General features: G+C 64.6%; 14 protein-coding genes. 5 read left to right on the forward strand and 9 right to left on the reverse strand.

Annotated features, from left to right (window positions below):
• Positions 1 to 37 precede the first annotated feature (37 nt).
• Positions 38 to 499, reverse strand: a complete 462-nt coding sequence (locus CLU93_RS16635) for a MarR family winged helix-turn-helix transcriptional regulator (protein ID WP_099762353.1) — start codon at positions 497 to 499, stop codon at positions 38 to 40.
• A 57-nt stretch (positions 500 to 556) separates the two neighbouring features.
• The gene (locus tag CLU93_RS16640) at positions 557 to 1423 is read right to left on the reverse strand and encodes an aldo/keto reductase family oxidoreductase (RefSeq protein ID WP_099762354.1); all 867 of its coding nucleotides are present in this window, start codon (positions 1421 to 1423) and stop codon (positions 557 to 559) included.
• 119 nt (positions 1424 to 1542) lie between these two features.
• On the opposite strand from CLU93_RS16640, the gene CLU93_RS16645 reads away from it, so the two are divergent.
• A complete protein-coding gene (locus CLU93_RS16645; RefSeq protein WP_207781039.1) occupies positions 1543 to 2481 on the forward strand; it encodes a LysR family transcriptional regulator in 939 nt (312 codons plus the stop codon).
• Here CLU93_RS16645 and CLU93_RS16650 read toward each other — a convergent pair.
• Positions 2466 to 3287: a sugar phosphate isomerase/epimerase family protein gene (locus CLU93_RS16650; protein ID WP_099762356.1), complete on the reverse strand. Its 822-nt coding sequence runs from the start codon at positions 3285 to 3287 to the stop codon at positions 2466 to 2468. The two genes, CLU93_RS16645 and CLU93_RS16650, sit on opposite strands and share 16 nt — an antisense overlap.
• Positions 3287 to 4126 carry a phytanoyl-CoA dioxygenase family protein gene (locus CLU93_RS16655; RefSeq protein WP_099762357.1) on the reverse strand — a complete coding sequence of 280 codons (840 nt, stop codon included), beginning with the start codon at positions 4124 to 4126 and terminating at the stop codon, positions 3287 to 3289. The genes CLU93_RS16650 and CLU93_RS16655 overlap by 1 nt, the downstream gene beginning before the upstream one ends.
• Positions 4127 to 4236: 110 nt before the next feature.
• Here CLU93_RS16655 and CLU93_RS16660 point away from each other — a divergent pair, with 110 nt between their 5' ends.
• Entirely contained in the window at positions 4237 to 5196 is a 960-nt protein-coding gene (locus CLU93_RS16660; protein ID WP_257224992.1) for a LysR family transcriptional regulator, read from the forward strand.
• On the opposite strand, the gene CLU93_RS16665 is transcribed toward CLU93_RS16660, so the two are convergent.
• A complete protein-coding gene (locus tag CLU93_RS16665; protein ID WP_099762359.1) occupies positions 5189 to 6259 on the reverse strand; it encodes a hypothetical protein in 1071 nt (356 codons plus the stop codon). The two genes, CLU93_RS16660 and CLU93_RS16665, sit on opposite strands and share 8 nt — an antisense overlap.
• 305 nt (positions 6260 to 6564) lie before the next feature.
• On the opposite strand from CLU93_RS16665, the gene CLU93_RS16670 reads away from it, so the two are divergent.
• The gene (locus CLU93_RS16670) at positions 6565 to 6984 is read left to right on the forward strand and encodes a hypothetical protein (RefSeq protein WP_099762360.1); all 420 of its coding nucleotides are present in this window, start codon (positions 6565 to 6567) and stop codon (positions 6982 to 6984) included.
• 104 nt (positions 6985 to 7088) lie between these two features.
• On the opposite strand, the gene CLU93_RS16675 is transcribed toward CLU93_RS16670, so the two are convergent.
• Both CLU93_RS16675 and CLU93_RS16680 read right to left on the reverse strand, forming a co-directional pair.
• Entirely contained in the window at positions 7089 to 8603 is a 1515-nt protein-coding gene (locus tag CLU93_RS16675) for a hypothetical protein (RefSeq protein ID WP_099762361.1), read from the reverse strand.
• On the reverse strand, positions 8600 to 9481 hold the full coding sequence (locus CLU93_RS16680) for a hypothetical protein (protein WP_099762362.1): 882 nt from the start codon (positions 9479 to 9481) through the stop codon (positions 8600 to 8602). The genes CLU93_RS16675 and CLU93_RS16680 overlap by 4 nt, the downstream gene beginning before the upstream one ends.
• A 167-nt stretch (positions 9482 to 9648) precedes the next feature.
• On the opposite strand from CLU93_RS16680, the gene CLU93_RS16685 reads away from it, so the two are divergent.
• Both CLU93_RS16685 and CLU93_RS16690 read left to right on the forward strand, forming a co-directional pair.
• On the forward strand, positions 9649 to 10578 hold the full coding sequence (locus CLU93_RS16685; protein WP_143451755.1) for a hypothetical protein: 930 nt from the start codon (positions 9649 to 9651) through the stop codon (positions 10576 to 10578).
• Between the two features lie 176 nt (positions 10579 to 10754).
• Positions 10755 to 11084, forward strand: coding sequence for a hypothetical protein (locus tag CLU93_RS16690; protein WP_099762364.1), 330 nt, complete (start codon positions 10755 to 10757; stop codon positions 11082 to 11084).
• Between the two features lie 34 nt (positions 11085 to 11118).
• Here the strand turns inward: CLU93_RS16690 and CLU93_RS16695 are convergent, their stop codons facing one another.
• Both CLU93_RS16695 and CLU93_RS16700 read right to left on the reverse strand, forming a co-directional pair.
• Positions 11119 to 13239, reverse strand: coding sequence for a sensor domain-containing diguanylate cyclase (locus CLU93_RS16695; RefSeq protein WP_257224993.1), 2121 nt, complete (start codon positions 13237 to 13239; stop codon positions 11119 to 11121).
• 111 nt (positions 13240 to 13350) lie between these two features.
• Positions 13351 to 15051 (reverse strand): methyl-accepting chemotaxis protein, encoded by a 1701-nt coding sequence (locus CLU93_RS16700; protein WP_099762365.1) that lies wholly within the window; start codon positions 15049 to 15051, stop codon positions 13351 to 13353.
• Positions 15052 to 15063 lie beyond the last annotated feature (12 nt).

Consider the following 15063-nt stretch of genomic DNA (forward strand, 5'->3'; position numbering starts at 1 on the left):
GATGCTTTACCTTATTTTGCTCGGAAAAGCAGCGTTTTTACTCACTTTTCATCAGGCTGTCGCGCAACTGGTTCAGTTGTTGTTTCATGTCCACAACCTGCTCCACGCTGCAGTGGCTGGCCGTCAGGATGGCTTCGGGCAGCAGGGCCGCTTCATGGCGCAACTGGTCGCCCTGTGCGGTCAGGGAAATGATGACCTGGCGCTCGTCGCTGGCGGCGCGCGTGCGCGTCAACAGGCCCGACTGCTCCATGCGTTTGAGCAAGGGCGTCAGAGTGGCCGAATCGAGGAACAGGCGCTCGCCCACTTCCGACACCGTCAAGCCGTCGCGCTCCCACAGCACCATCATCACCAGGTATTGCGAATAGGTGAGGCCGAGTTTACGCAGCAGCTTGCGGTACAGCTTGTTCATGGCGAGTGAGGTCGAGTACAGCGCAAAGCACAGCTGGCTGTCCAGGCGCGGCACCTGGTGCAGCGGGTTGGGGGAAGTGGTGGTATCCATGGGCACAGTATATATAGTGCACTACTTAGTTGCAAGCGACCTCACCGCCTGGCGCTGCTACATGGTGTTCAAAGCTGCCAGTGCCTGCGCGTCGAGCCTGAGCGCGCCCGCCGCGACGTTCTCGCGCAGATGCGCCACCGACGAGGTGCCGGGAATGACCAGCATATTCGGCGCGCGCTGCAGCAGCCAGGCCAGCGCCACCTGCATCGGCGTCGCTTGCATGGCGGCCGCCACCTGGTTCAGGGTATCGGACTGCAGCGGCGAAAAGCCGCCCAGGGGGAAGAAGGGCACATAGGCGATGCCTTGCGCGGCCAAGGTGTCGATCAGCGCATCGTCCGCGCGGTGCGCCAGGTTGTAGTGGTTCTGCACGCAGGCGATGGGGCTGAGCCGCTGTGCCTCGGCCACCTGGCCGGCATCGACATTGGACAGGCCGATATGGCGCACCAGGCCTTCGCGCTGCAACTGCACCAATGCGGCCAGCGGCTCGGCAAGCGACGAGCCGTCCGGGCCGGCCATGCCCGGTGCGCGCAGGTTGACCACGTCGAGCACGTCCAGGCCCAGGTTGCGCAGGTTGTCGTGCACGGCGTCGCGCAATTGTTGTGGCGATGCGGCCGGCAGCCAGGACTGGTCGGCGCCGCGCACGAAGCCGATCTTGGTGACGATGCTCAAGCCGTCGCGGTAGGGATGCAGCGCTTCGCGGATGATCTGGTTGGTGACGTGCGGACCGTAAAAATCCGACGTGTCGATATGGTTGACGCCCAGTTCGATGGCCTCGCGCAGCACGGCGACGGCGGCGGCGCGGTCCTTCGGCGGCCCCCAGACGTGCGGGCCGGCCAGTTGCATGGCGCCGTAGCCGAGGCGGTTGAATGCGATGTCGCAGCGGGCGGGCGTGAATTGGTCGCTGGCGGGGGAATATGCGTGCATGGTAGCTCCTGTGTGGTGGTCGAGTAGGGAGCAGCCATCGTAAGGCCGATTGCGCTGTATGATAATCGGGTCAATCCGGCACAGGCTGTACTCATTTACGCACAATAAAAGCTTTCCTCATGCATGCAGACATCCCTTCCATGGCCGACTTGTCCGCCTTTGCCCTGGTGGCCCGGCACCAGGGTTTTCGCCAGGCCGCGCGCGCCAGCGGACAATCCGCGTCCGCCTTGAGCGAGGCGCTGCGGCGGCTGGAGCAGCAACTGGGCATCCGCCTGCTGGAACGCACGACGCGCAGCGTCACGCCAACGGCAGCCGGTGCGCTGCTGCTGACGCGCTTGCGCCCGGCGCTCGATGAAGTGAGTAGTGCGCTCGATGTGCTGAACGACTTGCGCGACAGCCCGCGCGGCACCTTGCGCCTGAACGTGCCGGTCAACGCGGCGCGCTTCTTCCTGCAGCCTATGGTCGACCAGTTCCTGCGCGCCTATCCACAGATCAGGGTCGAGCTGGTGGTCGATAATAATTTTGTCGATGTCGTCGCCAGCGGCTGCGACGCGGGCATCCGTTATGGCGAAAGGCTGGAGCAGGACATGATCGCCATCCCGATCGGGCCGCGCACGCAGCGCTTCGCGGTGGCGGGCGCGCCGTCCTATCTGGCGCAGCGCGGCGTACCCGTGCATCCGCGCGACCTGTTGCAGCACGCCTGCCTGCTGGGAAAATTCCTCAGTGGCGCGATTCCGCCGTGGGAGTTCGAGCGCGACGGGCAAAAAGTGAGCGTCGAGCCGGACGGCCCCATGATCGTCACGCCGACGGCGGCCGATTTCGCGGTCAGCATGGCCATTGCCGGCCATGGACTGGTCTATCTGTTTGAAGAATGGCTGCAGCCGCATATCGATGCAGGCCAGCTGCAGCCCGTGCTGGAAGACTGGGCGATGCCCTTTCCTGGTCCGTTTTTATACTATGCGGGCCGGCGCCACCTGCCCGCGCCGCTGCGCGTCTTCATCGATTTCGTGCAGGCCAATTTTGCGCAGCTTCCGCCGCTTGCTCAATCCGCCGGATAGCGCTGGCGTAAAAGCTGCAGCATGGCGACGTTCTGTTCCCATGCGTCGCTCACCGGCTGTTGCGTCCAGGGCAGCGTTTGCGTGTACGGCGCGGGGCCGAATTCCGGCGTGAACGTCATGCGCTCGGCGCCGGCCGCGCGGCGCAGGGTGACGATGGCATCCCACCACGCCAGGTGGGCGTCGAGCGCCGCCTTCGCTTCCGGCGCGCGGAAGTCGGCCACCTGCGGCCCCTGCGCGTGGCCCACGCGCGCGTGCACATGGCGCACCAGCGGCAGCACCTGCGCCAGGGTCTGCGGCTGGTCTTCCAGCAAGGACTCGCAGGCGCAGCACCAGTGCGACAGGTCGGCCGTCAAGGGCAAATCCGGATACTGCTGCAGATACGGCAGCAGCAGCATCGGGTGGCCGCTGAAACGGCTGCGGTGAATTTCATGCACGATGGGCACGCCGTGCCTGGCCGAGATGGCGGCGGCCAGGTCGAGCAACTGCGCGTTTTGCGCCTGGCTGTAGTAATCCTTGCCCGTGTGCGTGTTGACCAGCACGGGGCGCGCCAGGCAGGCATTCTCCAGCAGCTCGGCCAGGGCGGCGCGGTGCAGATCGAAGTCGCTGTGGAACACGGTTTCCCACTGCGCTGCGATCAGTTGCAGTCCCGCCTTGGCGATGCGGTCCGTCCATTCCTCGCGCAGGGCCGCGTCCAGCGGCAGCGACATCTCGATGCCGTCAAAGCCGGCTGCCAGAACCTTGTCGATGAAGACCTCGGGCGCCAGGTCGTTATTGCCCCAGTGGGCGGCGAAGACGTCGATGCGCATCAGACGAAGCCCCGCACGGGGAACGCCGCGTCGCGCTGGATCCAGTTGTGCGCCGCGTATTGCGTCTGGCCATCGGTGGCGTGCAAGGTGTAGGCGTGGCGCGAGACGGGCGAGCGGTTCGGCGCGCTGTAATGGGGCAGCAAGCCGTGGAAGCAGACGAGCGCGCCCGCCTTCACTTCGAGTGGCACGGCCGTGCTGTCGTCGGGCCAGGGCATGGCGTCGAGCTTTTCCACGCGCACGGCGTCGCCGTTGCGGATGAAGCGTTCGCGCAGGGGGCCGCGGTGGCCGCCCGGTTCGGCCCACAGGCAGCCGTTGTCCAGGGTCGCGTCTTCCAGCGCGAACCAGAACGTGGTCACGCTGATCGGCGTGGTTTCGAAGTAGGTGGCGTCCTGGTGCCAGCGCACTTCGCCGCCGATGCCGGGCTGTTTAAATATGTACATCGATTGCCAGACCTGAGCGTCCGCCAGGCCCAGGTCGCGCGCCACCTCGGCCAGTTTCGGGTCGGCCGAAAAAGCGCGGAAGACGGGGTCCAGGTCATGCATGGCATGGCCGATCTTGTTGATCGACAGGGATTTCGCCTGCTTTAATTGACCGTCCGCGCCGAACGCCTCTTCCTCGAAGAAGCAGCGGATCGTGTTGTCGGAGGCGAGAAAATAATCGTTGGTGTTCTTCGCCTGGTCGCGCGTGGTGAAGATGGACTGGCTGACGCTGGGATCGAATTCGTTGACAATCTGCTCGGCGCGCGCGCGCAAGGCGGCGATGTCGTCCGCTCCCTTGAAATCGGGCAGGATGAGGTAGCCGTCGCGTTGGTATTGTTCTTGTTGTGAGATTGTCAGCATGGCGGCGGCTCCGGAAGGTCTATGGAAAGCGCCATTGTAGGATGGGCGAGGGCGGCAAACAATCGCCCAGCGGTTGACAGATTGTCGTCAAAACGCAGACAATCTTTGACATGGATCAACTAAAAGCGATGGAAATCTTTGTCGAAGTGGCGCGCCAGCGCAGCTTCACCGTGGCCGGGCAGCGCCTGGGCCTGACGCGGGCCATGGTCAGCAAGACCATCATGCAGCTGGAAGAACGCCTGCATGCGCGCCTGCTGCACCGTTCCACGCGCGAAGTGAGTCTGACGGATGCGGGGCGCGCCTACCTGGCGCCGTGCATGGCCACCGTCAGTCAGGCGCAGGAAGCGGCGCGCATGGTGGCGCACGTGGCGCAGACGGGAGCGGGGGCGGAGCTGGCCGGACCGCTGCGCATCCAGGCGCCGTCGAGTTTCGGCAGCGCGTGGCTGGCCGATGCCGTCGCCCGTTTCAGCCTGCTGCACCCGCAGGTGCGGGCCGAGTTGTTTGTCGACGATGCCCTGCTCGACCCGATACGCCACGGTTTTGATTTGACGATACGCGTGGGCGGCATCCCGGACAGCAGCGCGCTGGCCATGCGCCCGCTGGCGCCGTGCCGCGCCGTGCTGTGCGCCAGTCCCGCCTATCTGGCGCAATGGGGCGTGCCGCAGACGCCACAAGATTTATTGCAGCACCAGTGCCTGCATTTCAGCCACCTGACCGATGGCACGCATTGGCGTTTCCAGCGGGGAGAGGGAGAACAGCGCGAGGAAGTGGGCGTGCGCGTGCAGGCGGGCTTCACGGCGAACAATGGCCTTGTGCTGCACCAGGCGGCGCTGCGGGGACTGGGCATCGTCTACAGCACCACCTTCCTCGCCTGGCGCAATCTGCTCGATGGCAGCCTGCTGCCCGTGCTGCCCGGCTGGGAGCTGCCGCTGAATCATTTGAGCGCGCTGTATCCGGCCAGCCGGCAAATGTCGCCGAAGGTGCGCGCGCTGATCGATTTCCTGGTGGCCGAATACCAGCCCGTGCCGCCATGGGACCGCGAGCTGGCAGCGGCCGGATTTTTTAGTTGAAGGTGACGGGTTCCAGCGTCCATGCGCCATCGGCGTACACGCGCTCGTCGTCGAGGTAAACGGCCTCGGTGACGGCGAAGATATCGACGTGGTAGCGCGCATCCTTGCGCTTGAACTGCGGCTTGGTGTAGACGCCGTGCTTGGCGCCCAGCGACAAATGGATGCCGCACATGCGTTCATACGTGCCGATATCGTTGACCAGCTGCTCGCGCGAAAAGGCGCGGTTCATGCCGAAGCCCAGTTCGCGCACCCACACCTCGCCTTCATGCGCGCGGATGATCTCCAGCATGGCGGTAAATTCTGGCGTGGCGTTTTCCGTGCCCGTCACGCGGCCCTTGTCGATGATCAGGGTGATCGGCGTGTCGGGGCGGTTGACCATGAACTGCGTGTCGCCAAAGACGAAGATGCGCACGCGCCCGTTCACCGCTTCCAGGTCCTGCGCTTCCGTAAACACTTCGCCCAGGGGGAACTGGCCGCCGATATTGTTCATCCCCGCATAATCGCCGATATTGAGTTTGGCCGATTCGAACGGCGAGGCGAAGACCAGCTGCTCGCCGCCGCTGTCGATCATGCCATGATGGGCGCGATCGATGCGCGCTTTCAGTGCATGGCCCACGCCGCGATAATAGGCGGGATCGTAGGCCAGCGAAGCGATGTAGTGCAATCCCTGCACGCCGGGCATGCGCGACAGATGCACGTGTTCGATCACTTTCAGGCCCCGCTTGAACAGCTCGATGCGGATGCGGAACGCTTCCAGGCGGAAGCTGGTCGACTGGATCAGCACGACGAGACTGCCGGCGGGCAGTTCGGCAAACGCGGCCAGCACGGCGTCCGGCGTGACCTCGTCGAAATCGATGAAGCTCGCGTCCGGCAAGGCCTGGCGATATGCTTGCGTCAGTACCACGTTGAGCCAGCTGCGCTTGTCGCAGACGATCAGGGCCGGTTCGTCCGGGCGGTGACAGATGGCCATGGCCAGCAGGTCGGCCACGTTTTGCGCGGCCACTTCGGTGGCGGCGGCGCTGATGGCGTCGAGCCGGCTGGTGTCATTCTCGGGAAGCGTCATGGTGCGGAGGTGTCTGGCGTGAAGGAATCGCAGCATTATAAGGCGATTGCGGCTGGGCATACCATTCCCCGTCCGGCGGAGGACCTGTGGTTGCCGCGCCCTGATTATCTTGTGTAGTGCTTTATGGCAATGTATTATTTGATAAATGGTATGAAAAGGTATGGCAGCGAGCCTGGACGCGCATCGGCGCAGCGGCAAAGCCGCGCATGCGTACGGTGACACGCTTTCAGTGATGCAGGGACAACAAGCCAACAGGCGATGACTAAGAGTGTGATGTGATGAGCATAATCGGACAAGATATTCCCATGGAGCGGCCAGATACGGATGGGCGCGCTGCCGTATTCGTTCCCGTTACGGGCGTCAAGGAAGATGTCTTGCTGACCATACGCAAGGGGGCGGCGATCGTCGGCTTTGCCAATCACGACCGCACGATCACCGTGTATTTTGAAAGCAACCGCTTTGACGACCCCGTGCTGGCCAAGTGGGAGCACAAGGCGCGCAAGGCCTACGACCGCCTGGTCGACAATGCGCCCACCGTGTCGAAGCTGACCACCAGCCCCGTCAATTTCGAGCAGATTGGCTATATCAATGGCAAGGGCATCACCATTCGCCGCATGGAAAGCTTGCAGCGCTGGCTCGCGTATTCGGACGCGATGGAGACTTGCCCGGTAACGGATATCATTCCGCGCACGCTTCTCGCGAAGTCTGAAAGCGTCAAGGTGTAGGTGTGCATACGGGAGCCAACAATGGCGCCAACAATGTGTCGGATTACGCGCGGCTTTGCCGCGCTAATCCGACCTACGCGACCTACGCCTGACCTTGCTTATTCCTACACCACGACGATATTTGCCTGCGCCTTGAGCGGGCAGGGCAGGGTGTCGTCGAAGGTGATTTCGATGGCGCTGGCGACGAACATGCCGCCGATGTGCTGGGCGGCGATTTCCGGCGGCGTGCCCGGCTTGGTCAGGTTGACGTCTTGCGCGAAGACGAAGACTCTCCAGGTGCCGTAGACTTTTTGATCATATTGCAGCAAGGTGCGGTAAGCCCGTTTCAAGTCCAGGCTGCCTGCGTACACGCCGTCGTTGGCGCCCGGGTCGAAGCCCAGGCCATCGTCGGTCAGCGATGCGACGAAATACAGGCCCTGCGGCGCCTGGAACAGCACGAAGGCATACAGCTCCGTGCCGCGGAACACATTGCCATTGTCTCGCTGGAAGCTGGCGCGTATCCACAGCGGTTCGTACGCTTGCACGACGGCGGGCGTATCCGTTTCCACGGGCCCCGCCACGTGGATGTTGACTTGCGTTTCGGTCACCGCATGCTGGTAGGTGGCGCCCGTGGTGAAACGTTGATACTCCCAGCTGATGTCGGCCGTGTAGGGCAGGCCCGCGTTCGGCGCTTCCGGCAGCACCCATTTCGCCACGACGCGCTCGGCCAGGGTCAGTTCGCCGACGGCCGGTGGTGTTGCTTCCTGGCCACGCCAGAACGGGTCCGCGATATCGGAGCAGGCGACGGCGATGGCGCCCGAGGCGATGGCCGAGGCCACGCCCGCCACCGTGAATTCGGGCTGGCCCGAGCCGGCCCCTTCGAGCGAACAGCAATCGACGCTGGGATCGGTTTCCTCGAAGCTGCCGCCCACGCTGAAACTGGCCTTGCCGGAACCGAGTGCGGCGGCAATGATGGCGACCAGCGCGGCGATGATGGCGATGATGATGGCGAGTATCTTCCACCACGGGTCGGAAAACGGCAGCTCGCCATGCGTGCCCGCATAGGCGGGGTTCGGCGTCCAGACGAGGGTCATGCCGGTCGGCACGATGGGGCCCAGGCCGGGCGGGCAGCGGCACGCATTTGCCCCACCTTTGCCATCCGTGCCCGTGCTGCCCCAGCGCTTGCCGGGCATGTGGCCTTGTGGTTTTGACAGTTCCAGCGTGCCTTCCTCGACCGTGCAGGTATAGGTATTGGTGGCGCTGTCGAAGCGCGTCTGCGAGACGAAGATTTGCTGGATCGAGCGGCGCGGCGCATAGCCGTCCGCCTTGGCGACAAAGCTGACGAGTCTCTTGCCGGGCGCCGCATGCTGGAAGTCGGCGTCCCACATCACCAGCATGGCCGCGCCGGCCGGAATGCTGGCAAAGAAAAAGGTGCGCGCCACGGGCACGATGCCGGGGTCGCCCACGCTTTCCAGGTATACGGTGACATTCGTCAGCGCGCTGCTGGACATGTTGGTGACGTGGGCGGCGATGCGCAAGCCATAGATGGCATTGTCAAAGATGCCATCGGGCAGCATGATGTTGGTGACGGGCTCGATCGCGAACGGCCGCGTCAGCACCTGCATGGGGGTGTCGCTCATGATGCTTGCTCCTCGGGGCTGTGCTGCGCCTGCTCGTGCGCTTGTTCTTGCTCCGGAGTGGTGACGAGATACGTGACGCCGCCCAGTACCTTGCCATCCTGACTCTCCAGCACGCGCAGCAGCGCATACTGGCGTGGCGGCAAGGCTTCGGCGCGCAGGCTCAGGTACGCGGCCTGCGCCTGGCCACGCGGCACTTCCAGCGCCAGTTTTTGCTCGCCGGGCACATCGCCATTGCAGTGGGGCGTGCGTGCCAGGCCCGCGATCAGGCGCGCTTCCCTGGCCGGCTGCCATTTTTCCAGGCCCAGGGTGGCCAGCAGGCGCGGCGGCAGTTCGCCGCCCTGTTCAATGTGCAATGCCACTTTCCTGGCTGCACGGGGCAGGGCCGCCACCGTGATGGTCAGCAATTGCGCGCGCCGCGCCGCCAGCACCACGGTGACGTTGCGCTGGGCGATCTGCTCGTGCTGTTTGGGCTGGAAGGGGAAACCGTTGGGCAGCGGGTCGGGCAGCGGGTTGATGTCGCCCGCGCCGTGGGCCACGGCCAGCAGGCATTCGTGGCCACCATTGACGATGACGGGCACCCAGGGCACGAGGCACAGCACTTCCTGCGTGGCGCCGGGCGGCAAGTCGGCAAACGCGGAACCGATCTGCGTGGCGGCGCCGACGGCGATCTGGCCGGACGGGTCGGCCCAGTAAAAGTCCACGCGCACGCCGTTCGAGGCGCTGTTGCCCGTGTTGTGCACGCGGCCCCACAGGTAATTGCTGGTGCCGGCAATGGGCGCGCCGGGCGGGCCATTCGGATCATTGCCCGGCACGACCCAGATATCGGCGCTGTCCCACCACCAGGGCTGGCCGTCTTCGATGATCAGGTGGGCTGGCATGGCGTTCTCCTTGTCCTGGGCCTTGTCTGTAGCTTAGGCCGCGGTGGCGCTGGCCACTTGATCGGTATCAAGGCCATGGAACACGGCGCCGGTGCGCCGTTGGCGTGCTTGCGTGGGGTAATATTGCGGCAGAATGCAGCTGAGTAAATCCAGGAAAAGGTTGGAACGTGTCTGAAACAGTGAATGAAGTTTGCATCAACGCCGCTTGCGGCCGAACCTTGCCGCTGCGCGTGGCGCATTGCCCGTTTTGCGGCGCGCGCCAGGTGGCTGCAGCGCCGGTTCTGGAGAAACTGCCAGCGCCGCCCCCGCTGCCGCGCATGCCGCCGCCGGTGCCCGTCGCCCCGTCCGTTCCTGCACCGCAAGCCGCGCCTCAGCCCGCTCCTGCTCCCCAGCCCGTCCTGCCACCGGCTGCCGCACCTGCACCCGCAGCTGCAACTGCGCCGGCCAAGGCGCCGCCCGCCAAGCCTGCCATCAAGGGGTCGGTGCCGCCGCCACGCCCACCCGTGCGCTTGCGCACCTGGATCGCGGCGGCCGTGGTGCTGACCGGTATCTGGTTCTTCAACAAGCCGGCCGACAAGCCGGCCAGCGTGGCGGAACAGGTCGAAGCCGCCACTGCGCTGGCGGCGCAGTGCGACCTGGACGGGGCGCGCAGTGCGCTGGCCGTGCTGAAAAGCGCCAGGGCGCCCGCCGTGCAGGTCAAACGCTTGCAGGCGAACATCACCAAATCCGCCGCTACTTGCGACCGGCAACAGCAGCGGGCGCAGGCGTGGACGGCGCTGCAGGACAGCGTCAACCAGGCCCTCGATGCGGGCAAGCCGGACGTGGCCGCATCGCGCCTGGCCATCTACGTGAAACGCTGGGGCGATGATCCCGACACGCTGGAACTCGATGCCAAGGTCAAAGTGGCGCAAGCGAGCGCCCAGCTCGACCTGGCCGACGCTTGCCTGGCGAAAAGCGACCGCGTCTGCCTGGAAAACAGCCTGATCGCCGCCGAGCGCTACAAGCGGCCGGAACTGGCGGCGCGCACGCAGGCGCTGCGCACGGCGTTGTCGCAATTGCTCGAACGTTCGCTGCTGGACGCTGCGCCGGGCCAGTAGCGCACAGCTACATGGTGCCCATCGGAAAAGGCACCGTAAAAAATATCAAGATACCATTGCTTACAACTACGCCACAAAAGCCTGTTTTTATGTGCGTTAGCGCACGCTAGAAAATTTTAGGCAGGTGTATATTGCGAACTGATCTGTGTCTTTTGATAATAATGAAAGGGAATATCATGAAAGTAAGCAAAAATTGGATGACCGTGTGCGCCGCCGGAATGATGGTTGTGGCACTGGCTGCCTGCCAGAAGAAGGATGATGTCGCTGCCGGTCCTGCAGAACAAGCTGGCCAGAAGATCGATGCGGCCGCTGCCAAGGCTGAAGCCGACATCAAGGCCGCCGCTAGCAAAGCCGATGCCGCCGTGAGCCAGGCCGCTTCCGAGACGGGCGCCAAGATGGACCAGGTCGCCGCTGACGCCGACAAGAAAATGAGCGAAGCGGCCGATGCCGTCGGCAAGAAAGTGGAAAAAGCCGGCGAAAAGATGCAGGACGCCGCGCACAAGTAATACTTGCAATAAGCGCGCCAGCCCGCGGCAGCCGTCAGGTGATGGCAGCTGCCGCGACGCCATCGCTGGCGCCTGCCTGCTTGCCATGCGCCGCTGTCCCTGTATTGCTACTATCCATTCCGTCCGTTCCCCCCAGCACCACGCTCAAATCGACAAAGCCGTCGCGCCACGCGCGTTCCAGGTCTTGCTCCACCGCTTCCAGGGTCGTTCTTTCCACCTGCTGAAAACCGCGCAAGCCATACGCCCGGTTGCGCCCGTGCGCCTTGGCCAGGTATAGCGCCATGTCGATCAGGTTGACGCTGCGTTCCCACGTGAGCGGCCGTCCCAGCGGCGTCAGCGGGTAGGGCGCAAAGCCCACGGACACGTGTACCTGGATGGCCTGTCCCTGGTAGCGGATGACTTGCGCCGCCATGCCGTTGAGGATGCGCCGCGCGATATCGTCGAGTCCGTCCCGCGCGACGGCGGGCAGGAAGGCGAGGAATTCCTCGCCGCCCCAGCGCACGATCATGTCCGTTTCGCGCAGCACGTCGTGCAAGGTTTCGGCGATCGTCGTCAGCACCAGGTCACCCGCCGCGTGGCCGTAACGGTCGTTGATGTGCTTGAAATGGTCGACATCGAGCAGGAACATTGCCCCCACGACATCGCCGCCGCAGGACGGCTGCGGCTTGCCCGCATGGCTGCGCATGAATTCCTGGAAGTGGCGGCGGTTGTACAGGGCCGTCAGCGGGTCGCGCGAGCTCTGGCGCTTGAGTTCCTGGTTCTTCACCTTCAGCTGCACGTTCGCGTGGCGCACCTTGCGGTACAGCAAGCTGACGATGACGGACGCCATGGCCAGCACCAGCGCCAGCAGCCACCACACGCGCTGCTGCAGGCGGCGGTTGTCGATCTCCGTGCTCTTCAGCTGATTTTCGCGGCTGAGCAGCTCGATCTGGCGCTGCTTCTTTTCCGCCTCATATTTTTCTTGTAATTCATACACGGCCTTTTGCCGCTGCTTTTCGAACAGCTGGTTGGAAATGCTCCGCTCGCGGTGGTAGGCCGTGACGGCGCCGCGCATGTCGCCCGCCTTTTCCAGCGCCATGCCGTACTCCAGCAGCACGGCCTGCATGTCCGGCTGGTTGGCCGTGCGCTCGTAGTAGGCCAGGCCCGTGGCCACGCTTTGCTTGCCTTCCTGCAAGCGTCCCTGGCCGATCAGCGCCTGGCCGATGTTCAGGCGTGCCGTCGCCTCCACCTGTTCATCGTTGACCAGGCGCGCCGCCGTGATGGCTTCGTTCGCAAAGCGCAGGGCGCGCGCATAATCGCTTTCTTTCAGATAGCTGTCCGACAGATTGACGAGGGTCACGGCCACCATGCCGCTGGCGCCCAGCTGGCGTTCCAGCGCCAGAGCCGCCAGCAGGGCGCGCTGGCCCCGTTGCGGCTGCTGCGCGTCGAGCGCCAGCCCGTATTCCGTATTCTTCGCCTGCGCCATGCGGCCCGGCGATGCCAGGGTGGCGCAGACGGCGAGCAGCTCGTCGAGCACTTCGAAGCCCTTGTCGTATTCGCGCATCTGCGTGTGCAGCAGGGTGAGGGCATTCAGGGCGGCGGCCAGGCTGGAGGGGGAATTGCTCTGGCGCGCCAGGTCGACGGCCGCTTGCAGCTTGGCCAGCGCAAACGGGAAATTGCCTTCCTCGGCCCACGACTGGCCCGCGCTGATGGTGGCCTGCACGCGCACGGGCAGGTCGTCCGTGCGGTTGGCGATCTTTTCCGCTTCGAAGGCCAGCAGATGCGAAGCGCGGCCTTCGTTCCTGGCAAACGTGATGTAGGCCTTGCTGAGCATGCCTTTCGCCAGCGCCACGTCGCTCTTGTTCATGCGGGCGTAGGCGATCAGCTCTTCGGCCAGCTGCATGGCGATATCGTTCTGCCCCAGGCGCATGCGGGCGTTGCTCAGCTGGGCAAGGAATTCCGCACGCACGGGCATGGGCGCGCTGCGCGCCTGCGTTTCCACCTCTTGCAGGCGCTGCAGGGCGCGCGCGGGCACGAAACGGCCATCTTCGCGCACGGCGGCGATATGCTGCTCAAGGTTGTCGATCTGTGCCTGGACGGCAGGCGGCAGCAGGCAGGCCAGTACCAGCAGCCAATGCGCCCTTCGCCACGATGCCCGTGTGTGTCTGCCTGCCAACTTCCCGCCCCCGCAATGACCATGCCTGTTTGCAACGATTATATGATGTTGCAATCAAGAAATATCATGCTGTGTGCAGATTTTTGCGAAAGTGCACACTTTGGCTGCACGTCAGCGCAGGGCCAGGGCGGCCGTGGCCGGCGGGCTGCCCTTCAGGCGGAAGATGGCGACGGCCTCGATCAGGGCTTGCGCCTGTTCCTGCAGGCTTTCGGCAGCGGCCGCCGCCTGCTCGACCAGGGCCGCGTTCTGTTGCGTGATGTTGTCCATCTGCGTGACCGCTTGGTTGACCTCGCTGATCCCCGCGCTTTGCTCGTGGCTGGCGCTGGTGATCTCGCTCATGATGGCGGCCACCTTCTGGATCGATTCCACTACCAGCGCCATGGTGCGCCCCGCCTCGTCGACCAGTTTGCTGCCGGCGTCGACCCGTTCCACGGAGGCGCCGATCAGGGTCTTGATTTCCTGGGCGGCGGCAGCGCTGCGGTGGGCCAGGCTGCGCACCTCGCCGGCGACGACGGCGAAGCCGCGTCCCTGTTCGCCCGCCCGCGCCGCCTCGACGGCGGCGTTCAAGGCCAGGATGTTGGTCTGGAAGGCGATGCCGTCGATGACGCCGATGATGTCGGCGATCTGGCTCGAACTTTCCTTGATGGCGCCCATCGTGTTGACCACCTGGGCGACGACGGCGCCGCCCTGCACGGCGACGGCCGAGGCGGTGGCGGCCAGCTGGTTTGCCTCGCCGGCGTTGCTGGCGTTTTGCCGCACCGTCGCCGTCAGCGTTTCCATCGAACTGGCCGTTTCTTCGAGGGAACTGGCTTGCGCTTCAGTACGCGCCGACAGGTCGGCATTGCCCAGCGCGATTTCGTGCGTGGCGACCGACATTTCGCCGGTGCTGCTGCGGATGTCGCCGATCAGCCCCGTCAGGTTGGCGTTGATGGTGTTCATCGCGTGTAGCAGCACGCCGATTTCGTCGGCCCGTTCGATGACGGCATCGATGCTCAGGTCGCCGCCGGCGATCAATTGCGCCGTGGCGATCGCCTGGTCCAGGTTGCGCTTGATGTGGCGGTACACGAGGAACAGGCACAGCAGCGAAACCATGACCGACACCAGCAGCACGCCGACGGTGACGGAATAGGCCGCCATGGTGCCGCCCGTCGCCGTCTGCACGGCCGCGCTCGTGCGCTGGTCTAGCAGCGTGAGAAATTCATTCACCGGCTGCATGATCTTGCCCTTGTTGCGGTGGTATTGGGCATCGTGCATGATGGTGCGGGCCATTTCCAGGTCGGGCGGACCCTTCTTGGTAAAGTTGCCGCTGCCGTCGTCGAACAAGCCCTTGACGGCGTTCATGGCGATCACCTCGGTCTTCACCAGGCCGTCGGAATTGGTCTGGGCCTCTTGCAGTTTGGCGAATTCCTGCTCGCTGAAGCCGGCTTTGCGCATCAGCTCGGCCAGTGGCACGCTGGGGCCCGTCGACGCCGGCACCGGCATGCCCGCCGCCACGAAGTCCCAGTAGATGCGCTCGTAGTGGGCGGGGCGCGGCTTCTTGCCGTTGCGGATGTCGAGGATATCCATGTATTGCTGCTCGTAGCTGGCGTCGCCCGTGACGACGTAGGTACGGGCCAGCCGGGTCAGGTCGTCCGAGCTTTGCCGCAATTCATCGGCCAGCAGATAGGATTGGAAGCGCGTTTCAGTGACCTGGTTCGCTTCGGCCTGTTTGGTGGCGACGCGGAACAGGGCCAGCAGGCTGACGATGGAGAGCGCCAGGCTAAGCAGGAAGATGGCGGCAAAGATATTCCTGATCGACAGTTTGCTGCGCATGGCGTCCCCCGG

Source organism: Janthinobacterium sp. 35 (assembly GCF_002754575.1).
GTDB lineage: Bacteria > Pseudomonadota > Gammaproteobacteria > Burkholderiales > Burkholderiaceae_D > Janthinobacterium > Janthinobacterium tructae.